The 20,830-nt window shown below is 50.7% G+C and carries 22 protein-coding genes; 13 read left to right on the top strand and 9 right to left on the bottom strand.

The annotated features are described in order from the left end of the window. Window positions 1-103: 103 nt before the first annotated feature. Entirely contained in the window at window positions 104-1,501 is a 1,398-nt protein-coding gene (gene asnS / locus BUB81_RS11235) for an asparagine--tRNA ligase (protein ID WP_073322663.1), read from the bottom strand. 200 nt (window positions 1,502-1,701) lie between these two features. Here asnS and BUB81_RS11230 point away from each other — a divergent pair, with 200 nt between their 5' ends. After that, window positions 1,702-2,091 (top strand): hypothetical protein, encoded by a 390-nt coding sequence (locus BUB81_RS11230; RefSeq protein ID WP_073322661.1) that lies wholly within the window; start codon window positions 1,702-1,704, stop codon window positions 2,089-2,091. Window positions 2,092-2,149: 58 nt separating this feature from the next. On the opposite strand, the gene BUB81_RS11225 is transcribed toward BUB81_RS11230, so the two are convergent. Next, window positions 2,150-3,121: a calcium/sodium antiporter gene (locus BUB81_RS11225; RefSeq protein WP_073322659.1), complete on the bottom strand. Its 972-nt coding sequence runs from the start codon at window positions 3,119-3,121 to the stop codon at window positions 2,150-2,152. A 311-nt stretch (window positions 3,122-3,432) separates the two neighbouring features. On the opposite strand from BUB81_RS11225, the gene BUB81_RS11220 reads away from it, so the two are divergent. Beyond that, window positions 3,433-4,878 (top strand): RimK family protein, encoded by a 1,446-nt coding sequence (locus tag BUB81_RS11220; RefSeq protein ID WP_073322657.1) that lies wholly within the window; start codon window positions 3,433-3,435, stop codon window positions 4,876-4,878. Window positions 4,879-4,880: 2 nt separating this feature from the next. After that, window positions 4,881-6,029 (top strand): GNAT family N-acetyltransferase/peptidase C39 family protein, encoded by a 1,149-nt coding sequence (locus BUB81_RS11215; protein WP_073322655.1) that lies wholly within the window; start codon window positions 4,881-4,883, stop codon window positions 6,027-6,029. Here the strand turns inward: BUB81_RS11215 and BUB81_RS11210 are convergent. From BUB81_RS11210 to bioA, 3 genes are all read right to left on the bottom strand, one after another. Beyond that, window positions 5,997-6,284: a hypothetical protein gene (locus BUB81_RS11210; RefSeq protein ID WP_073322653.1), complete on the bottom strand. Its 288-nt coding sequence runs from the start codon at window positions 6,282-6,284 to the stop codon at window positions 5,997-5,999. The two genes, BUB81_RS11215 and BUB81_RS11210, sit on opposite strands and share 33 nt — an antisense overlap. A 252-nt stretch (window positions 6,285-6,536) precedes the next feature. After that, a complete protein-coding gene (locus BUB81_RS11205) occupies window positions 6,537-7,052 on the bottom strand; it encodes a DUF2937 family protein (RefSeq protein WP_073322651.1) in 516 nt (171 codons plus the stop codon). 6 nt (window positions 7,053-7,058) lie between these two features. Beyond that, a complete protein-coding gene (gene bioA, locus BUB81_RS11200; protein WP_084526448.1) occupies window positions 7,059-8,396 on the bottom strand; it encodes an adenosylmethionine--8-amino-7-oxononanoate transaminase in 1,338 nt (445 codons plus the stop codon). Window positions 8,397-8,434: 38 nt separating this feature from the next. Between bioA and bioB the strand changes: the two genes are divergently transcribed. Genes bioB through bioD form a run of 4 tightly spaced genes read left to right on the top strand, consistent with a single transcriptional unit; the run spans window position 8,435 to window position 12,234 of the window. Beyond that, window positions 8,435-9,574, top strand: coding sequence for a biotin synthase BioB (gene bioB, locus BUB81_RS11195; protein WP_073322649.1), 1,140 nt, complete (start codon window positions 8,435-8,437; stop codon window positions 9,572-9,574). Further along, window positions 9,574-10,785, top strand: coding sequence for an aminotransferase class I/II-fold pyridoxal phosphate-dependent enzyme (locus tag BUB81_RS11190; RefSeq protein ID WP_073322647.1), 1,212 nt, complete (start codon window positions 9,574-9,576; stop codon window positions 10,783-10,785). Before bioB ends, BUB81_RS11190 begins: the two co-directional genes overlap by 1 nt. Beyond that, window positions 10,772-11,572 (top strand): methyltransferase domain-containing protein, encoded by an 801-nt coding sequence (locus BUB81_RS11185; RefSeq protein WP_175555801.1) that lies wholly within the window; start codon window positions 10,772-10,774, stop codon window positions 11,570-11,572. The genes BUB81_RS11190 and BUB81_RS11185 overlap by 14 nt, the downstream gene beginning before the upstream one ends. Beyond that, window positions 11,569-12,234, top strand: a complete 666-nt coding sequence (bioD, locus tag BUB81_RS11180; RefSeq protein ID WP_073322643.1) for a dethiobiotin synthase — start codon at window positions 11,569-11,571, stop codon at window positions 12,232-12,234. The genes BUB81_RS11185 and bioD overlap by 4 nt, the downstream gene beginning before the upstream one ends. Here the strand turns inward: bioD and pepE are convergent. Further along, window positions 12,211-12,924: a dipeptidase PepE gene (pepE, locus tag BUB81_RS11175; RefSeq protein ID WP_073322641.1), complete on the bottom strand. Its 714-nt coding sequence runs from the start codon at window positions 12,922-12,924 to the stop codon at window positions 12,211-12,213. The two genes, bioD and pepE, sit on opposite strands and share 24 nt — an antisense overlap. A 261-nt stretch (window positions 12,925-13,185) precedes the next feature. On the opposite strand from pepE, the gene BUB81_RS11170 reads away from it, so the two are divergent. The 4 genes from BUB81_RS11170 to BUB81_RS11155 are packed head-to-tail and all read left to right on the top strand — an operon-like array spanning window position 13,186 to window position 16,765. Then, window positions 13,186-13,653 (top strand): low molecular weight protein-tyrosine-phosphatase, encoded by a 468-nt coding sequence (locus BUB81_RS11170; protein WP_073322639.1) that lies wholly within the window; start codon window positions 13,186-13,188, stop codon window positions 13,651-13,653. Beyond that, window positions 13,653-14,615, top strand: a complete 963-nt coding sequence (locus BUB81_RS11165) for a FecCD family ABC transporter permease (protein WP_139241559.1) — start codon at window positions 13,653-13,655, stop codon at window positions 14,613-14,615. The genes BUB81_RS11170 and BUB81_RS11165 overlap by 1 nt, the downstream gene beginning before the upstream one ends. Then, window positions 14,612-15,364, top strand: coding sequence for an ABC transporter ATP-binding protein (locus BUB81_RS11160; protein WP_073322637.1), 753 nt, complete (start codon window positions 14,612-14,614; stop codon window positions 15,362-15,364). The genes BUB81_RS11165 and BUB81_RS11160 overlap by 4 nt, the downstream gene beginning before the upstream one ends. 57 nt (window positions 15,365-15,421) lie before the next feature. Continuing rightward, complete coding sequence (locus tag BUB81_RS11155; protein ID WP_073322635.1) at window positions 15,422-16,765, top strand: class II 3-deoxy-7-phosphoheptulonate synthase; 1,344 nt, start codon at window positions 15,422-15,424, stop codon at window positions 16,763-16,765. 12 nt (window positions 16,766-16,777) lie between these two features. On the opposite strand, the gene BUB81_RS11150 is transcribed toward BUB81_RS11155, so the two are convergent. Genes BUB81_RS11150 through BUB81_RS11140 form a run of 3 tightly spaced genes read right to left on the bottom strand, consistent with a single transcriptional unit; the run spans window position 16,778 to window position 19,121 of the window. Next, window positions 16,778-17,089, bottom strand: a complete 312-nt coding sequence (locus BUB81_RS11150) for a hypothetical protein (RefSeq protein WP_073322633.1) — start codon at window positions 17,087-17,089, stop codon at window positions 16,778-16,780. Window positions 17,090-17,121: 32 nt separating this feature from the next. After that, window positions 17,122-17,337 carry a DUF3820 family protein gene (locus BUB81_RS11145; RefSeq protein ID WP_073322631.1) on the bottom strand — a complete coding sequence of 72 codons (216 nt, stop codon included), beginning with the start codon at window positions 17,335-17,337 and terminating at the stop codon, window positions 17,122-17,124. Continuing rightward, a complete protein-coding gene (locus tag BUB81_RS11140; RefSeq protein ID WP_073322629.1) occupies window positions 17,337-19,121 on the bottom strand; it encodes an ABCB family ABC transporter ATP-binding protein/permease in 1,785 nt (594 codons plus the stop codon). The genes BUB81_RS11145 and BUB81_RS11140 overlap by 1 nt, the downstream gene beginning before the upstream one ends. Before the next feature lie 171 nt (window positions 19,122-19,292). Between BUB81_RS11140 and moaA the strand changes: the two genes are divergently transcribed. Together moaA and BUB81_RS11130 are read left to right on the top strand one after the other, a co-directional pair. Continuing rightward, window positions 19,293-20,258 carry a GTP 3',8-cyclase MoaA gene (gene moaA, locus BUB81_RS11135; RefSeq protein ID WP_073322627.1) on the top strand — a complete coding sequence of 322 codons (966 nt, stop codon included), beginning with the start codon at window positions 19,293-19,295 and terminating at the stop codon, window positions 20,256-20,258. Between the two features lie 2 nt (window positions 20,259-20,260). Continuing rightward, window positions 20,261-20,812 carry a GNAT family N-acetyltransferase gene (locus BUB81_RS11130; RefSeq protein ID WP_073322624.1) on the top strand — a complete coding sequence of 184 codons (552 nt, stop codon included), beginning with the start codon at window positions 20,261-20,263 and terminating at the stop codon, window positions 20,810-20,812. Window positions 20,813-20,830: the final 18 nt, after the last annotated feature.

The raw sequence follows: 20,830 nt of genomic DNA, 5'->3' as shown, positions 1-20,830 counted from the left end.
GTAACCCAGAAGAGGTTGCGATTATAGCCTGATAAACAGACGCAGCGTGAATTTCAGGTACAAAAAAGGCAGCGATTCGCTGCCTTTCTAATGAGTAACAGATCTAGTAGCTTGCGTTACCCGGTGTACGTGGGAAAGGAATCACGTCACGCACGTTCTGCATACCGGTTACGTAAGCCACCAGACGCTCGAAGCCTAACCCAAAACCTGAGTGAGGCACGGTACCGTAGCGGCGAAGATCGCGATACCAGCCGTAGTCTTCTTTGCTCAGGCCCATTTCTTCCAGGCGGTCGTCGAACACGTCCAGGCGTTCTTCACGCTGCGAGCCACCGATGATTTCACCGATACCCGGAGCCAGTACATCCATGGCAGCAACCGTTTTGTTGTCGTCGTTCAGACGCATATAAAACGCTTTAATGTCTTTTGGATAGTTCTGCATGATGATAGGTGCGCCAACATGCTCTTCGGCCAGATAGCGTTCGTGCTCACTCGACAAGTCAATGCCCCAGCTAACCGGGAATTCGAAGTCTTTGCCGCAGTTTTCAAGAATTTCGATGGCGTCAGTGTAATCCATGCGCACAAAGTCACTGCTGATCAGCTTTTCAAGGCGGCTAATGGCTTCTTTGTTAATGCGCTGCGCGAAAAACGCCATGTCATCGGCACGTTCTTCCAAAACCGCTTTACACACGTACTTCAACATGTCTTCGGCTAACTGCGCGATATCACCTAAATCGGCAAACGCGACTTCCGGTTCAATCATCCAGAATTCAGCAAGGTGACGTGACGTGTTGCTGTTTTCGGCGCGGAAAGTCGGGCCAAACGTGTAAATTTTTGACATTGCACAGGCGTAAGTTTCGCCGTTCAGCTGACCGGATACCGTGAGGTACGCTTCACGACCGAAAAAGTCCTGACTGTAATCCACATCGCCTTGTTCTGTGGTTGGGATGTTCATCATGTCGAGCGTAGAGACACGGAACAACTCACCCGCACCTTCGGTATCACTAGCGGTGATTATGGGCGTACTGACCCAAAAATAGCCGCGCTCGTGGAAGAAGCGGTGAATAGCCTGAGACAAACAGTTACGTACACGAGTGACTGCACCAATTACATTGGTTCGCGGGCGCAAATGCGCGTGCTCGCGCAGGTACTCAATACTATGACGTTTCGCTGCCATCGGGTACGTGTCCGGGTTTTCTACCCAGCCCACAATGCTCACCTCGGTAGCGTCCAGTTCCAGTGCTTGTCCCTGGCCTTCAGATTCTTTTACTGTGGCAGTGACAACCAGAGAACAACCCGCCGTCAGGCGTTGTATATCGGCATAATTGGGTAACGTATTCAGTGCAATGACCTGCACAGGATCAAAACAGCTGCCATCATGCAGGGCAATGAAAGACAAGCCGGCTTTTGAATCACGACGGGTGCGAACCCAGCCTTTTACAGTTACCGTTTCGCCAACCGCGTACTTACCAGCCAGTACGTCGACAACGGGGGCGTGTGTCATGGTTATTCTCTCCAACAAATAGATTTTGTGCTAAAGCGCAAATCATCGCACAGCCCTTGGTCGATTGCATCCAGATTTATTAAACAAAAATCGAAAAATGCCGATATATACTGTGAATCGTTCAATTTTGTATCACTACGGCATTGGGTTGATGGATTTTCGACCAGTGTCGTGACGTGAAGTAGAGTGAGAGGGGTAACATGGCAGTACAGCAGGCAATCAGATTTGGTGAGGACCGTCGCAAGAAATCGCGCGAAAAGGATACCTATTACCAGGTTGTTATTACATTAAATTCACTGGTGTGGTTAGCGCTGGTGGTTTGCTTGCTGTTATTTCATTTTGCCCGTCCGGAAATGGTCAGCGGTGTACAGCAGTTTTGGGGTATCGATGGCCGCACCAGTTGGTCGCCTGAGTACATGAACGCACTGATCCGTTTGCTTCAGGTTTGCTTAGGGGCGAGCTTGATCACGATGTTTTTGCGGTCGCGTCGCAGCCGCCGCAAAGAAGACAATTACGGCGTTAACTTATTTATTCTGGCAGGCATCAGTACGGTGAGTCTGGTGACGATCAATTCGATATTGCTGGCATAACTAAACCGCACACGTTATACAAAAAAAGCTGAACGCAAGGCGTTCAGCTTTTTTGTTATCAGGCGATAAACGCGCTGGTTACCAGATAATAGGTGTAACCAATGTAGGCCAGTAAAAACACGCCACCTTCCAAGCGGTTAAGGCGCCCCGGTCCTTTCAGGCCAATACAGAACACAAATAATGCGACAGACAGAATGAGCATAAATAAGGTGTCGCGGTACAAGAAGCTGCTGTCTACCTGCATAGGGTGAATCACACCTGCAATACCCACTACGGCCAGTGTGTTAAACATATTTGAGCCAATGACATTACCCAATGCCATATCGTGTTCGCCTTTCTTCACTGCAACCAAAGACGAAGCCAATTCAGGTAACGACGTACCAATGGCTATCACGGTGAGTCCAATGACGACATCGCTAACGCCGAAGAAGGTCGCTATTTCAACCGCTCCCCATACCAGGATACGCGAGCTGATAATCAATAAAATCAGACCGACAATCAGCCACAGGGTATCTGCTTTAAGGTTGGCAGGTTTGCTGTTCAGCTCTTCGCCAAACTCTTCTGCCAGCGCGTCTTTGTCGCCGCGAAGACCGGTCCAGATACTCCAGGAAATAAGCAGTATAAATAATCCAAGCAAAGAAAACGCATCGTCCTTGGACAAGTTTGCATCCAGTAATTGCCAGGCTGCAAAGAAGGTAAGGCCTAGCAGAATAGGCAGCTCTTTACGGATAATTTCAGAGCGAACGGCAATAGGACTAATAAGTGCGGTAATACCCAGGATTAACGCAATATTGGCAATGTTAGAGCCAAACGCGTTGCCCAGTGCGATACCGGAACTGCCTTCCAGTGCAGCGATCACAGACACTATAATTTCTGGTGCAGAGGTACCAAAGCCAATAATTAACATGCCTATTAGCAGCGGCGACAGTCCGAACTGACGAGCGACAGATGCAGCGCCTCCTACAAATTTGTCGGCACTCCACAGTAATAAAGGTAACCCTAAAATAATAGCGACGCTCGCTAACAGCATACACACTCCTTCACAATTCCGCGTTAGTACAAACGCATGGTGGAGGATAGTGCATTCGCACTGACTTGTGAACCGCAGATCCGACCAATCACCTTACAAATTACTCCGGATACAACAGCACGCCAACGAATCACTTTTGTCTGCTTCATTATTATGGGCGGTATTAAGGATAACAGTCGTGACGATAAAAATAATCCGTTATCCAGCGGCCGATGAGTTCTATACACTTTGCGCTCAATACATCGCTCTATGACAGCAACAATTGTGTGGCTGTGTGTATAGCGGCAAAGCCAGGAAAACTGAACGCACTCATGCATCATACTTTAATTATTACGGACATCGCTGAACAACTCGACTTGCCGGAGCTGACGGTATTAACTTTCCAGCAGTATCTGCAGGATTACCCAAAGCTGAATGAGCCGAAAACACGGGTCATCAACCTCTGCGACACAGGTAAATACCTGAGTCAGGGATACTATTGTTCATTGTTGGCCGAAGCGAGACAGCATCGCGTTATTCCTGGTGTAAACACCATTAACGATCTGCGTCCGGCACAAGCTGATCAGGAACTGCCAGCCATTGCAATCAAGCCTCAGGAACGGGAAGCCCTTGAAAGCCTGGGTGGAGAGCTGTTCGTGTGTTTCGGTAAGACCTCCGATGTACGCTTGAAGCGTTTGGCCAGTGTGGCGTTCTCGCACTATCCCAGTCCGCTATTGCAACTGGTGTTGAGCAGCGATGTCACTGCCGTGAGATGTAACTCGGTAGGACTTAACGAAGTGCCGGAAAGCTTACAGCCAACCTTTATTGAGCGGTTGAAGCAATTTACCCAGCAACAATGGCGTACCAACGGCCGCAGTAAACAAGCGCGCTGGGACATGGCAATTCTGGTTAACCCGGACGAGCCAACACCGCCTAGTGACAAGCGTGCCATTGCTAACTTTGTGAAAGCGGCCGGAAAGGTTGGCTTTCATGCGGAAGTGGTGACCGCGCAAACCATTGGCGACGTTGAACAATACGATGCGCTGTTTGTTCGTGAAACAACGGCAATCGACCACGCGACATACCGTATCGCCCGCGAAGCGGAACGTGAAGGTGTTGTGGTTATTGACGATACGCAGTCGATTCTGCGTTGCTGTAACAAAGTGTTCCTGCAGGATGCATTTACCTATAACAAGGTACCTGCGCCTAAGAGCCGCTTCGTGACCAATGCGGATGAAGCGACTTGTGAGCAGCTGATTGCTGATCTCAACTTGCCGTTAATTTTGAAGTTACCGGAAAGTTCGTTCTCCCGCGGTGTTTACAAAGTGGAAACCCGCGAAGCGCTGATTAGCAAGCTGAACAGCATGCTGAAAGAGTCAGCGTTAGTGCTGGTGCAGGAGTACATTTTTACCGAGTTCGACTGGCGTATTGGTATGCTGGGTGGTCGACCGATTTACGCCTGTAAGTACTTTATGGCGCGCAACCACTGGCAGATTTACAACCACCAGGGCGACAAAGCCGATTCCGGTGGGTTTGTCACCTTGCCGACATTTGAAGTACCGCGCCCGGTATTAAAAGCGGCTATCAGTGCCGCGGAAGTCGCCGGCGTGGGTCTGTACGGCGTGGATATAAAACAACGTGGCAATAAGGTGTATGTCATTGAAGTGAATGACAACCCTAATATCGATTCAGGCATTGAAGATAAATACCTGGGTCAGGAATTGTACCTGCTGGTAATGCAGGAATTTGCCAGCCGGTTAGAACGCAGAGGCAGATAATCATGGCTATTTCAGTGGGTCAATGGCAATTAAGAGGCGGTGCGATCAGCGATTTAAACAAGCTGGTGGCACTGGAGAATCATTGCTTTAGTAATGATCGGCTGAGCCGTCGGAGTTTCCGACATTATCTGACCGCGAAAAATGCAGAACTGGTCGTCGCTGACAGCGATGGCCAGTTACTGGGCTATGGGTTGTTGTTGCTCCGACGCGGAACCTTACTCACTCGTTTGTATTCTCTGGCGGTTCACGAAGATGCCCGTGGACAGCGTTTGGCAGAAGCCATGGTGCTATGGCTCGAGCAACGCGCCACTGCACGTGGAAAGCGATATATGCGACTGGAGGTTGCTGAACATAACCAGTCGGCTCAACGCCTTTACGAGCGTATGGGATTTTTGCCTTTTGGTATGTTTGAACACTATTACGAAGACGATACGAATGCGATTCGCATGCAGAAAGCGCTGCCATTGAGCGGACCGGAAAAAACGTTGCGTCGTTGCCCGTGGTATCAGCAAACGACAGAGTTTACCTGTGGGCCTGCCAGTTTATTAATGGCAATGGCTATGCTGGACCACTCGCGGGTACCAAATCAGCGGGACGAATTCAGTATCTGGCGGGAAGCGAATACAGTGTACATGACCAGTGGACCTGCAGGTACCCACCCAATTGGACTTGCAATGGCTGCGCAGGCAAGGGGCTTCGACGTAAAAGTGTATTTGAATCAGGGCGCGCCTTTGTTTGTTGACGGCGTGCGCAATGAGCACAAACGACAAACGCTACAGGCCGTTGAAGAAAACTTTTTTAACGAGGCAGAGCAACAGCAGTTACCGGTCTTTTATTTGGATTGGCTAACCCGGTTGGATAATTATCAGAATATGCAGGATTGTGCGCTGGTGTGCCTGATCAGCACCTATCGCTTCGACCGGACGAAAGCCCCTCATTGGGTTGTGGTTACAGCCATTGATGATCAGTGTGTGTATATTCACGATCCCGATCCGTCCACCCCGGGAGCAATGGATTATCAACATGTTCCAATTGCCCGGGAAGACTTTATACGTATGGCCAGTTATGGCAAACGTAAAATCAAAGCCGCCATTGTGTTGCGCCAGCAAGCGCAATCACTAGTGTGCAGTGATCTTGATTTGGCTGTTTAGCTGACGCAATTGATCAACCAGTGACATCAGGTCGTTGATGTTACCGCGGAATAAAGAGCGTTTGGTTACCATCGTATTGCCTGAATGACTCAGCTGACCCTGGTTAGCTGGGTCAAACACGGCGGTTTCTTTTTCCAGCTCAGCCCACTGAGACTGACAGTTTGCAGGGATCAGGTGGCGCTTGGCGATCAACTTGTCTCTCATTTGCAACAGTTGGCCCATGACTAAGGTTTGATTTCTCGGTGTATCGGTCATTTTCATTCTCCTCACATTAACCGCGGAGCCCTGTAGACTGCGGGCCAATGCGGTGACGATTAAATAATATACAAAAAAAGGCGTATAAAAGGTCTTAACCACACAGGGTACGTAGCAAAATCAATACCTAAACGCGGTGATAGGTATAATTTTGTAGAAGAGACGGGGTGGGAATGAAACCTGGCCAGCGGCTGAGGCAGATTTCAAATCGTCAGGTAAAGGACGCTGGGGAAGTTGTTAACGTTATGATTTTCAAACGAAATGACGTTGTTTGGCACGTCGTCTTCGGCGAATCAGGGCTACACCGGTCCAGGGAAACAAGTAAATAACCAATGCTGTCACCAGCGCCGATCCCACGGATTCGGGTTGTAAAGGCAATGAAGGTTCGAAGACATTTATTACACTTTGCAGGCGAGGGTATTGGATGGGTTGAATAAAATATCCAACCTGTTCGAAATAATTCGCTTGTTGTAAATACTGCGATGCGAACTGTGCTTCGTTGTAGGCTTCAATCACCGCTAACTTGTGCTGGGCATCATCACGGACCAACGCGGTCTCATTGTTCAGTAACGCTTCAATCATCACATCTACAGATGAATAACCGTGGTCATTGGCCATGCGCGCATAGTGTGCTATTTCTTCGCCGGTTGCATCCAGGTAACCGTTTAAATATTGCAGGTATTGTTGATTCAGCACGGGTACTTGCAGCGTTACTATGAATAACACTGCAAAAAGTACTTTGTCGATGAGTCGCGTTAAAATCCCCAAAAATACCTATCCGTATAGTTGTTTCAGACTGGTGTAAATCGCCTGAGTCAGCCGGGTTAATTGTTCAGGCGATACAATATAAGGTGGCATAATATAGACCAGTTTGCCAAATGGACGAATCCACACCCCTTGCGCTACAAACAATTTCTGAATGGCAGCGACATCCACAGGGTGTTTGGTTTCAACTACTCCAATTGCCCCTAAGGTTCTGACATCGGTAACACAGGCGAGTTCCTTACATTGCGCCAGTTCAGCAGAGAGTTGTTTGCCAATATCAGCGACCTGTTGCTTCCAGTCGCCCTGGGCAATCAGCGATAAACTCGCGCTGGCCACAGCACAAGCGAGTGGGTTACCCATAAATGTCGGACCATGCATAAACACACCGGGGCTGCCTTCGCATACGCCTTGAGCCACTTCTTCGGTACACAAGGTGGCGGCCAATGTCATGTACCCGCCGGTCAGGGCTTTACCCAGGCACATGATATCAGGCGATATTCCCGCGTGATCGCAACCAAACAACCTACCAGTCCGGCCGAATCCCGTGGCAATTTCATCGCAGATCAGCAGGACGTCGTAGGTGTCGCACAATTGTCGGCAGCGCTTCAGGTATTCAGGATGATAAATCCGCATGCCGCCGGCACCTTGCACAACCGGCTCCAGGATCAGCGCGGCCAGTTCATGATGATGACTTTCGAATAACTCTTCCAGAGGTAAAATGTCATCTTCGCTGAATGCCTGACCAAAACGGGTTTGCGGCGCAGGGGCGAAAACCTGAGATTTCAAGGTATTGCTGAATAAACTGTGCATGCCATTTACCGGATCGCACACCGACATAGCGGCGAAGGTGTCGCCGTGGTACCCGTTGCGCGGTGCAATTAGCCGTGATTTCTCCGGGCGCCCCTGACATGCCCAGTATTGCACTGCCATCTTGATTGCGACTTCTACCGATACGGAACCCGAGTCAGCTAAAAATACCCGTTGCAGGCCAGAAGGGGCCATGTCGAGTAATTGCCGGCAAAGCCGAACGGCTGGCTCATGGGTGAGTCCGCCAAACATGACGTGACTGAACGCATCAATCTGATCATGGGCAGCTTTATTGAGTAGCGGGTGGTTGTAGCCGTGAATAGCCGCCCACCAACTGGACATACCATCTACCAGGTTTTCGCCACTGGCCAGTTTGATTTCTGCGCCTTTGGCGCCAGCTACTTCATAGCACGGAAGCGGGTTTACCGCCGATGTGTAGGGGTGCCAGATGTGTTGTTTATCAAATTCTATGTTGTTTGTATTTTGCACAGTAGTAAAGTGTTTGTAGTTAATTTGGTTGACAAGATGCGTTGGCTGCATAGACTAAGCCACCATTCAGTAAGAGTAAAGGATAGGCGATGTCTGTCACACAGCACAATTCAGTTCATTCGGCGCCAGGCTCATCTCATGGCGCCCAGGTCTCTGCGATCCGCCATGATTGGACGCGTGAAGAGGTTGAAGCCTTTTATGCTATGCCGTTTAACGATTTGTTATTTCAGGCGCAAATTGTTCACCGTCAGCATTTCGACCCGAACGAAGTTCAGGTGAGCACGTTATTGTCTATCAAAACCGGTGCGTGTCCGGAAGATTGTAAATACTGCCCGCAAAGCGCGCGTTACGACACCGGCCTGGAAAAAGAACGCTTGCTGGAAATGGAAAAAGTGATCCAGCGCGCCAAGGAAGCCAAACAGACTGGCTCAACCCGCTTCTGTATGGGAGCAGCGTGGCGGAATCCGAAAGAACGCGATATGCCTTACCTCACGCAAATGGTCGCGGAAGTAAAATCTTTGGGGCTGGAGACGTGTATGACGCTGGGTATGCTTACCCGCGATCAGGCGTTAGCGCTCAAGCAAGCAGGTTTGGATTACTACAACCATAACCTGGATACATCACCGGAGTTCTACGGCGATATCATTACTACCCGAACCTATCAGGACCGTTTGAATACCCTGCAGCACGTTCGTGACGCGGGCATGAACGTATGTTCTGGCGGTATTGTCGGCATGGGTGAGAGTGTCTCAGACCGCGCAGGGCTATTAATGCAGCTGGCGAATTTACCTGAACACCCACAAAGTGTACCCATTAACATGCTGGTAAAAGTCGATGGCACGCCATTAGACAAACTGGACGACATGGAGCCCTTTGAGTTTATTCGCACCATTGCCATTGCCCGTATCATGATGCCGGCATCACATGTGCGTTTGTCAGCCGGGCGGGAAAACATGAGCGAGCAGACCCAGGCGCTATGCTTTATGGCGGGTGCGAACTCAATATTCTACGGTTGCAAGCTGCTGACTACATCCAATCCGGATACACACGAAGACGTCGTGCTCTTCAAAAAGCTGGGTATTAATACCGAGCGAACGCGTGACTATTCTGACGAAGCGCATGAACTGTTGCTGGAAGAAGCGTTGGAGCAACAGCAGCAAGCGCCTGAAGATTTATTTTATGACGCCACGGCAAGCAAACCAGCAGGTAAGCAAGCCGAGACCGTCTGATGGCCTTCGAGTTTATTGACGCCCAACTGGCTCAACGCCAGCAAGATGGCTATTACCGCCAGCGCACATGTATTGACTATGAGCGGGACGGGGTAATCGCCATCAATGGCCAGCATTACCTGAATTTTGGAAGCAATGACTACCTTGGACTGCGCCATAATCAGGGCGTATTACAAGCCTGGGTTGAAGGCTTAGCCCAGTTTGGCGGTGGTAGCGGGGCATCGCCGTTAGTTACCGGCTACAGTGCTGCGCATCGCGAATTAGAACAAGTGCTGGCCGAAGCCTTAAACCGTGATGCCGTGCTGTTATTCTCCAGTGGTTTTGCTGCCAACCAGGCATTGTGTCAGGCGTTGCTTGCCGAACAAGGTGACATCATTGCCGACAAATACATGCATGCGTCGTTTATAGAAGGGGCAACCGCCAGTGCTGCCCGATTGCGTCGATTTGCACATAATGATTACACCCACCTGTCTGCTTTACTGTCGAAAACCACCTCTTCTCACCGACTGATAGCGTCGGAAGGGGTGTTCAGTATGGACGGCGATTCGCCAGATGTTGCCCAACTGGTAGCGAGTGCAGAAGCGTCTGACAGTTGGTTAATGCTGGATGATGCCCACGCCTTCGGGGTTACCGGAGAATACGGGCTGGGTAGTATTGATGCCTATCAGTTGTCTCAGCAGCAGTGTCCTGTGGTAATGGGGACCTTTGGTAAAGCGGTTGGCACAGCGGGCGCATTTATTGCGGGCAGTCATGCCCTTATCGATTACCTGGTCAATTACGCGCGGCACTATATTTATTCGACTGCCTTTCCTCCGGCACAAGCAGTTGCGACATTGCACGCTTTATCTCTGGTTACGCAAGGCGCTGAGCGCGAACAGCTTCACGCCAATATTGCCCATTTCAGAGCGAGAGCTAATCAGGAAGGGTTAACCCTGATGGCATCGCAAAGTGCGATTCAGCCTGTTGTTGTCGGTTCTCCTACACGCGCAGTGGCGTTATCTGCCGAGCTGGCGAATCGCGGCTTGTGGGTACCTGCCATGCGACACCCTACTGTACCCAAAGGGACAGACAGACTGCGTATTACGTTAAGTGCCAGTCACGCTACGCGGGATATTGATGCCTTGGTTGACGGGTTATTGCTTGCTCAGGATTCAATTCTGGCAAATGCTGATCCCAGCGAACATGACGCAGATGACCATGGCACTGATTGATCCTGTGACTACGCCCGAACATTGTGCAGACAAGCGTGATATCGCTGCGCGTTTCAGTGCTGCGGCTGCGCAATACGATGCGCTTGCCGGCATCCAGCATGCGATAGCAGATGCCGCACTTTTTCGACTGGGTGAGATGGCAGGTAAGTCCGTGCTGGATATTGGTTGCGGCACCGGCCGTAACACAGCGAAACTGGCCAATTACTGCGATGAAGTAACAGGCATGGACCTGGCGCCAGGCATGGTTAGCCAGGCCCAGAGCACTTACCCTACCATTACGTTTTTGCAAGGCGACGCCGAGCAGGTACCCTTGCAGTCAGGTTGTGTTGAATGCGTGTTTTCTTCCATGGCATTGCAATGGTGCGGTACACCACGTCAGGCAATCAGCGAAGTGTTCAGGGTGCTGGCCCCCGGAGGTCGGGCTGAACTGGCAATCATGGTTGCAGGCTCCTTTCCTGAACTCAAATCAGCAGCCGACAAGGCGGGTATTCAATTGGCGCTTAATACACTGACGTGTGCAACACAATGGCTAGCGGCAGTGTGTGAATCTGACTGGGCGGGGATAAGTCACGATTTAGTGAGTTATTCCGATAGCTTCGACAATATCACATCGCTGCTAAAATCCATTAATGGCGTCGGGGCAGGCAGTCAGACAGAAAACCGTACCCGTGCGCGATTAACCAAGGGGAAGTTACAGGCGCTGGCGGCCGCTTTCCCTGAATCGACGTCTGGTCTATTCAATAATACCTATCACATTTTGCATCTTAGTCTGGAGAAACCGCTGTGACTAAAGCTTACTTTGTTACCGGGACAGATACCGAAGTAGGAAAAACCTACACCAGCTGCAAAATACTCGAGGCCTTTTCTCAGCGTGGTAAAACCGCGTTGGGTTATAAGCCGGTGGCCGCGGGCTGTGATTGGCAAAACAATCAGTGGGAAAATGAAGATGCGCTGGCGCTACAAGCCGCCGGAAGCCTGCGCGTACCACTGACGGAAATAAATCCCATTGCCTTACCCGATGCCATCGCTCCTCACATTGCAGCCGAACGCCATGGTGAGCCTATTAGTGAAGCGGTTATCACATCGGGGTTTCAGGCGTTACATCAATATCAGCCCGACATACTGCTTATGGAAGGTGCGGGTGGTTGGCGGTTGCCGTTATCATCAACGCGTTTTATGAGTGATGTAGTGCAAGACTTGCAGCTTGACGTCATTCTGGTGGTAGGCATGCGACTTGGCTGCCTGAATCATGCTCTCCTGACAGCAGAAGCCATACAACGAGACGGGTTAACACTGAGAGGCTGGGTGGCGAATCAACTGTTAGATGACATGCCGGTATTCGACGAAAACCTCGCCACGCTGGATGCTTTAATGCCGGCACCAAGGCTTGCCCTGGTGCCTTACCAGCAGACGCCGGACCTGTCGCTATTGGTTGAGAAACTCGGTTAAGTCCTGTTCTGGCTCAATGGCGTGTTTTTCCGCGCCGCGGAAACAAAATCCCGGTAATTTCCCTTTCAATGTCATTCGCTGGTTGCTCAGCAACAACGCAGTCCCTTCGCGAATAGCCAGCACCGGGGTGGTGGGATTCAACGCGGTGAATTCAAACAATCGGTCGTCGCGGGTTTCGCCATTGTGGTTGGGTGGCTGATAATCGGTGTAATGCGGGTTCAATTGGCAAGGAACGAAACCCAGCGCAGTGAATGACGGCGGCTCAATAATCGGCATGTCGTTAGTGGTACGGATACTCGCGCCGCAAATGTTGCTCCCGGCACTCCAGCCGATATAGGGCGTACCCGAGGCAACCTTACGGCGGATCACATCCAGCAAGTCGTTGTTGTACAACTGGTACAGCAAATTAAACGTGTTGCCACCGCCCACCACAATCGCGCTGGCGGATTCTACCGCTGCAATCGGGTCGTCTGCAGTGTGAATGCCAATGACATTGAGCGATGGCAGCGCCTGCTGGACTTTTTCCACATAGTCATCCCAGCCCAGGGTGACACCCGCATATGGAATAAATAAAACGTCGCGACAGTCACCCAGGTGTGCCTGGATCATTGGCTGAGCATGTTCGAGGTATTGTTCATCGCCCATACGTGAACTGGAAAGCATGAGAATGTGATGTGCAGTGTCTGTCATGGTAGTTACTCTTATTGTTCGAATTGCATCATGTAGTGTTGCCGCCGGCGTAGTGGATAAACCAAAGGGCATAAACCATGGTGTTTAGCTATGATGGACAGTACAATAGCCGGCCAGATAATCCCGTCTCTTTTGTCTTGCCGCGCTGGCAACGCCTGTAACAGGCCAAAAATAAAAGAGAATGGACGCAAAGGTAGGTATTTGGCCAGAAGCCTGGCATCGGGTCAACCCGACAACCAATGTAGTGAAAAGGATTGAAACATGACATCACCACAAACAGCTGTTTTGTTTGTATGCCTGGGCAACATTTGCCGCTCTCCCACCGCAGAAGCGGTGTTTCGTCACAAAGCTGAACAGGCGGGTTTGAAACTTACTATCGACTCCGCTGGCACCCATGGTTATCACATTGGTAGTCCGCCAGATAAGCGTTCTCAGGCCACAGGCGAGGCGCGCGGATACAGTTTTAAAGGATTAAAGTGTCGGCGTGTTGCAGATGAAGATTTTGAGAAATTTGACTTCATTCTGGCCATGGACAATGACAATCTGAAAAATCTGCGGGGCATGAGCGACCCTTCCCATCACGAAAAAATTAAGTTGTTCCTGGATTTTGCCGGTTATGAGGGTGAGGAAGTACCGGATCCCTATTACGGTGGTAAAAAAGGCTTTGAGTTAGTGCTGGATCTTATAGAAACCGCAAGTGACGGACTCATCGCAAGCCTGAAATCCTAATGAAAACCCATGCTGGCCGCTGGCTTGTCGCACTTTGTGTACTGATGTTTTGCGCCGCAGCCGCGGTGCTTGCCAGTGGGTGGCAAACGGGTTTATCGAATCAGGTAAATAGCCAAATCCTGTGGCAGTTACAGCTGCCGCTCACAATAACCGCTGTGATCACGGGCGCGGCGCTAAGTGTAAGCGGCGCATCGTTGCAAGTGGTGTTGAGAAATCCATTGGCCGACCCGGGTATCATCGGTATATCCAGTGGCGCGAGCCTGGTTGCTGCTTTTGTGTTAATTCTTGCACCGCAGGCGCTGGTGGATCACTTACCCTATACATTGCCGGTAGCGTGTTTTACCGGTGCACTCTTTTCCACCTGGCTGATTTACCGTTTGTCAGTGCGGTTACGCGGAATCAACACTGCAGTGATTCTGGCCGGTATCGCCATTACCACACTTACCAGTGCCATTATGGGATGGCTATATTTGTTCGCTGACGCCCAGTCCATGCGTAACCTGACCTTTTGGATCATGGGGAGCCTGCATCAGGCTGACGCCTGGGTGTTGTTGGTCAGCGCGCCTATTATTGTCCTGAGCCTGCTCATTATTGGCCGCAATGCAACGGCGTTGAACGTGTTGTATACCGGGGATCTGACGGCGAAAAGTGCAGGAGTTGACCCGGATAGACTGAAACTGACCATTATGATTGCCTGTGCACTGGCTGTTGGCGCCGCCGTGGCTATAGCCGGTTCCATTGCCTTTCTGGGCTTGCTGGTCCCGCATTACCTGCGTTTGGTTATCGGACACAACAACCGCTATCTGTTGCCAGCGAGCGCGGTTACCGGCGCAACCATACTTTTGCTGGTCGCATTGATAAGCGAGTGGGTGCCTTTTGCGGCACTTCCCGTGTCCATGGTGACAGCCACTATCGGCGGACCCCTATTGTTATTCGCCATGGTAAAAGGACAGCTCAAATGACCCGGGAATTACGCGCCGAGCATATCTGTCTTACCAACCGGTTTAAACGGCTTTATATTGTCCATGCGTCTTCCGGTATTGTGTGTTTGTTGGGGGCCAATGGCGCGGGTAAAAGTTCCTTGCTGGAAGTGTTAGCCGGGCTTACGCCAGCCACGGAAGGTGAAGTGCTGTGGGGCGGTCAGCCAACGGCACAACGCAGTCTGGCAGAACTGGCGGTGGAGCGCGGCTATCTCGCCCAAAAGCCCAGTATTCAATTTGAGCTGACCGGGCGTGATTGTCTGCAATTTTTTAACGACCATACCCAACAACAGATACCCGGTATGCTGATTGAAAAGCTCGGCCTGACTACCTTGCTCGACAAGGTCTACACGCATATGTCAGGCGGCGAACAGCAACGTATCTTTATTGCGCGCACGCTGTTACAGGTGTGGCAGCCGCTGATGGACGGCAACGCATTGTTGATCCTGGACGAACCATTACAGAGCCTCGATATTCGACATCAGCATGCATTAATGTGCTGGTTAGCTGATTTAGGAATAAGAGGAAATCAAATAGTCATGAGTTGTCATGACGTAAATATTGCTAATACCTTTGCGGATACGGTATGGTTAGCGCGTTCAGGGGAGTTGTTGGCAAGCGGCCCGGTCGAAGAAGTCATGACCCTGGATAATTTGTGGCGAACCTTTGACTGTCATTTTGATTTTCTTGAACGTGAACCGCGCGGTGTGTTCGTACCCGTTTCGGTGTGACCTGACTGCTCAGGTTAGCCCATTTCTGAATTTTCCCGTTTTTTTATGAGGTGCTAAGTGAACAATTGGCAACCAGATAGTTGGCGCAAGAAGCCAATTCTGCAACAGCCAGAATACGACGATAAGGCCGAATTGGCCCAGGTAGAGAAGACCCTAAGCAGCTACCCTCCGCTGGTATTTGCCGCTGAAGCGCGTGAGTTACGCCGTCAGCTTGGCCAGGTGTGTGAAGGTAAAGGCTTTTTACTGCAAGGGGGCGACTGTGCCGAGTCGTTTAGCGAGTTTAATGCACCGAAAATTCGCGACACCTTTAAAGTGTTGCTGCAGATGGCCATTGTTCTGACCTTTGCCGGTCGTTGTCCGGTTACTAAAGTTGCTCGTATGGCGGGTCAGTACGCCAAGCCGCGTTCGTCTGATTTTGAAACCAAAGACGGTATTACGTTGCCAAGCTACCGCGGTGACATTATTAACAGCTTTGAGTTCTCAGAAGCGGCGCGTCGTCCGGATCCTCAGCGCCTGATCGAAGCCTATCACCGCAGTTCGGCAACACTGAACCTGCTGCGCGCTTTTGCACAGGGTGGCTTGGCTGACCTACATGAGGTTAATCGCTGGAACATGGCGTTCGTGGAGAACAACCCACTGAAAGAGCAGTATCAGGACATTGCCCGTCGCATTCAGGACAGCCTTGAATTTATGGATGTAATCGGCCTGAACGCCAGTAACACCCCAACGTTGCATGAAACCTCGTTGTTTACCTCTCACGAGGCGTTGTTGCTGAACTATGAAGAAGCGCTGACCCGTATCGATACACTGACCGGTAAGCCTTACGACTGTTCTGCACATATGGTGTGGATTGGTGAGCGCACCCGTCAGTTAGACCATGCGCACATTGAATTTTTCCGCGGTATCCACAACCCTATCGGGGTGAAAGTGGGTCCGACCATGGAAGAAGACGAGCTAATTCGTCTGATTGATGCCTTGAACCCGAATAACGAAGCGGGTCGCCTGACATTGATCACGCGTATGGGTGCCGACAAGTTAGAAGCCAATCTGCCGCGCCTGCTGCGCCGTGTCAAAGCGGAAGGCCGTAATGTGGTGTGGAGTTCTGACCCAATGCACGGCAACACGTTCAGTGCTTCAAGCGGTTACAAAACCCGTAATTTCGACGCCATCCTGAGCGAAATCCGCCAGTTCTTTGCTGCCCATGATGCAGAAGGAACCTATGCGGGTGGTATTCATCTGGAGATGACCGGTCAACACGTGACCGAGTGTACCGGTGGGGCATATCAGATCAGCGATGACGATCTGGCTGAAGCCTACAAAACGCAATGTGATCCGCGTTTGAACGCCGACCAGGTACTGGAAATGGCCTTCCTGGTCTCAGATCATCTGCGTATTAAGTAATTCCGCAGTCGATTATTGAGAGGGCGCAGCGAGGCAATCGCTGCGCTCTTTTTCGTTTAATATACCGGTAAAAATGGTCGCTCTTCGCAAACGGGTAGTGGTACTGTCACTGGCCGTTATGGCTGCAATAAAGTTTTCCGGATGAGGAAACTCCGCAAGAATAGCCTGCCAGTGCAGGTAACTCCCATACCCCATTAGTTTATCCTGGTAGCGTTGGTGTAAGCGTGCCGTCACGGCCTCCATCATGTCGGGGTGGGCCAGTAATTTTTTTGCAATGCACAAATGCAACTGCTGACTTTGTTGATCGATGCGCTGATGCTGCATGCGTTTTCGCTGATAGACCAAGTTGAACCCTGCTAGTCGTTGTCAATCAATGGAGTAAGCATGGACTCCATGCCATTGAGTTTGATCTCGTACATCAGCGCCAGCTGCTGGCCGAGTTTCCCCTCGGGAAATCCTTGTTTCGCAAACCACACCAGGTAAGGCTCAGGTAAGTGAATCAGTTTCCTACCTGCGTATTTGCCAAAGGGCATGATCTGATTGATGGTAAGTTTTAGTTGCTGCGGGTCCATTAATCACTCGCCTGTTTTTGTTGGGCCTGCCAAAGCCCTGCATACACACCCTGCTGAGACAACAATTCAGAGTGGGTACCTTGTTCAACGATTTGCCCTTGTTGCATGACCAGTATCTTGTCTGCATCGATAATGGTCGACAAGCGGTGAGCAATAACCATGCTGGTATGGCCCTCAGCCACTTCCCGCAAGGCGCTCAGGATGGCTTGCTCGGACTGACTGTCTAATGACGAGGTGGCCTCATCGAAAACCATGATTGCAGGACGCTTTAATATCGCGCGAGCAATGGCTACACGTTGTTTTTCGCCGCCAGATAGCTTTAAACCACGCTCGCCAACCTGTGTGTTTAAGCCATCGGGAAGACTGGCAATAAACTGCTCAAGGTGAGCCAGGTGAATGGCCTGTTGAATGTCTTGTTCCGTCGCGTCGGGGCGGCCGTAACGTATGTTTTCCCCAATGGTATCGTTAAACAGCACCGTATCCTGCGGCACAATACCAATGTGCTGGCGCAAACTGTGCTGAGTGACCGTGCTGATATCCTGATCGTCTATGCGAACAGCGCCGGATACGGGGTCGTAAAACCGAAACAGCAGTTTTACCAGTGTAGATTTACCCGCACCGCTTTCGCCCACAATGGCCACTTTCGTGCCGGGCTCAATGGTGAAGTTCACGTGGTTCAGGATACGGCGCTCAGCGCGGTAATAGAAACTGACATTGTCGAAATGGATGCGGCTTTGATTGATCTCGAGTTTTCCTGCAGACGGCGCATCGGCAACGGTGGGAACTGTGCCCAGTAAATTAAACAGGTTTTCAATGTTAGCCAGCGAACCGCGGATTTCCCGGTATACGAAGCCCAGAAAATTGAGTGGCATAAAGATTTGCATGGTGAAGGCGTTTATTAGCACGAAATCACCAATAGTCATATTGCCATGGCTAACTTCTAACGCGGCTAAGAGCATCATGGAGGTCATTGACGCGGCAATAATGAACGCCTGTCCCCCGTTTAACGCGAACAGCGACAAGCGGTTTTTCCGGCGTGCCTGCTCCCAGTTTGCCAGGTTGGTGTCGTATTGGCGTGCTTCGTACTGCTCGTTGTTAAAATACTTCACGGTTTCGTAGTTAAGCAAACTGTCGATGGCGCGGGTATTCGAGGTTGAGTCCGCCAGATTTGCCTGACGCACAAACTCAGTGCGCCAGTCGGTCGCTTTCATGGAAAACCACACATAAGCCACCACTGAGCACAGAATGATCATGGCAAAGCTCATGCCGTATTGGGTAAGCAAAACACCTACTACCAACGCGATTTCCAACAACGTCGGGCCAATATTGAAGACCATAAAGCGCATCAGAAAACTGATACCACTGGTGCCGCGTTCTATGTCCCGGGAAAGCCCACCGGTTTGTCTGGACAAATGAAAGGTTAAGTCGAGGCGGTGTAAGTGTTCAAATACCTCCAGACCGATTCGTCGCATAGCGCGCTCTGTCACCCGTCCAAACAGGGTATCGCGCACTTCACCCAACAACACGTTTATCAGTCTCAGCGTACCGTAAGCAACAACCAGGGCTATCGGCACTGCCAGTGTGGCAATGGGCTCCTGGTTGAGGTTGTCGACGGTGTGTTTTAACACGAAGGGTAGGCCAATACTGGCAATTTTTGCCGCAACCAGACATAGCAAAGCCAGTGCAACACGTTGTTTGAACTCAAGTAAGTACGGCCACAGACGCGCAAAGACATGCCATTGCATGGGCGTATCCGGGTTGACAGGTAATCGGGTAGGGCGCATCTGTTCTTCTGTTTATCGCGAGGCTTTACATAAAATATCTTCGCAGGCAGAACGAGTCAAACGCCATCAACCTGTGTATTCGTTTTAAGTAAGAGCGGAATGCTATTGGTGTCACAATCGGGGCTATGGTAACGTGAAGGTATTGAGGATTCAAAAAACAGATCTAGTCCCTTGCTACAAGATACCTTTGGCCGACGCTTCTACTATTTAAGATTGTCTATTACCGATGTATGCAACTTTCGTTGTCAATATTGCCTGCCCGACGGCTATGAAGGGCAAGCGCAGACGTTTTTATCGGTAAATGAAATCGACACCCTGGTAAAAGGCTTCGCCGGGATGGGGACGTGTAAGATTCGGGTTACCGGCGGAGAGCCAACACTGCGCAAAGATGTCAGTGACATTGTTGCGGCTTGTGCTGCCACGCCGGGCATTCAGAAAGTGGCCATGACGACTCATGGCGGTAAATTGGCGAGTCATGCAAAATCACTGGCAGATGCCGGACTGAGTCAGGTGAATATCAGCCTTGATAGCCTGGACCCTGCGCAATTTGCCCTGATCAGCGGTCAGGATAAATTGAATGCGGTATTAGACGGCGTAAATGAAGCGCTGATCCAAGGCATGTCGGTGAAAGTGAATACGGTATTATTGCGGCCCTTTGCTGAATCACAGCTAAGTACCTTTCTTGATTGGCTGAAAGACATGCCGGTGACGGTGCGCTTTATTGAGCTAATGGAAACCGGTCAACACAAGGCTTTCTTTAAATCACACCACACTAGCGCAGAGCCTTTTCTTGCACGCCTGAAAGCGGCGGGGTGGGAAGTGCTTAAGCGCGGCGCAGATGCGGGCCCCGCAGTGGAACTGCAGCACCCGGATTACGCAGGGCGTATTGGTTTTATAATGCCTTACAGCTCAGACTTCTGTAGCAGCTGCAACCGACTGCGCGTAACTGCATTAGGAAAATTACATCTGTGTCTGTTCAGTGACAATGGGCTGCCTTTGCGTGATTACTTGTTAAGAGGCGATGTAAGCGGGCTACAGGGGTTCATTACAGAAAAACTGGCGGACAAAAAAGTGTCTCATTACCTGCAGGACGGAGTCACAGGCATTACCAAGAACCTTTCGATGTTGGGTGGCTAACAATGGCAATAGTACAGCCTGAATCTGAACGATTAACTTACCGTTTACTGGACGAAACGGACGGTGAGTTTTTGTGGGAACTAGACCAGTGCGAAGCGGTGATGCGCTTTATTAATGGTGGCCGCAAAACCAGCCGAAAAGAAACGAATGACATTTTTATACCGCGTATGCTTAGCTATCGAAATGCGCCAGCGGGGTGGGGATTGTGGCAAGCATCTCTAAAAGACGGCGATAAGACGGCACTCGGCTGGATTCTGGTGCGCCCGCATGGTTATTTTACTGAGCAACGTGACGATAGTGTTATTGAGCTGGGATGGCGATTTAAGCAGGACTGGTGGGGAAAAGGCTATGCCACTGAAGCGGCGCGAGCCGTGATGACCTATATGCAAACACTGGGTGCACACTCATTCAGTGCGATAGCCCTGCCAGAGAATACCGCTTCCATTCACATAATGAAAAAACTGGGTATGACATTCAGCCATACCGAGCATTATCAGGACCAGGTATTTAACGACGATATTGTTGTTTACCACACTGACGCTACAAAGCCTTAACCCCCTTCACGGTAACGC

Origin of the sequence: Marisediminitalea aggregata (assembly GCF_900129565.1) — a bacterium.
In the GTDB taxonomy this organism is placed as follows: Bacteria; Pseudomonadota; Gammaproteobacteria; order Enterobacterales; family Alteromonadaceae; genus Alteromonas; species Alteromonas aggregata.
This window is presented reverse-complemented; position numbering and strand designations above follow the sequence as displayed.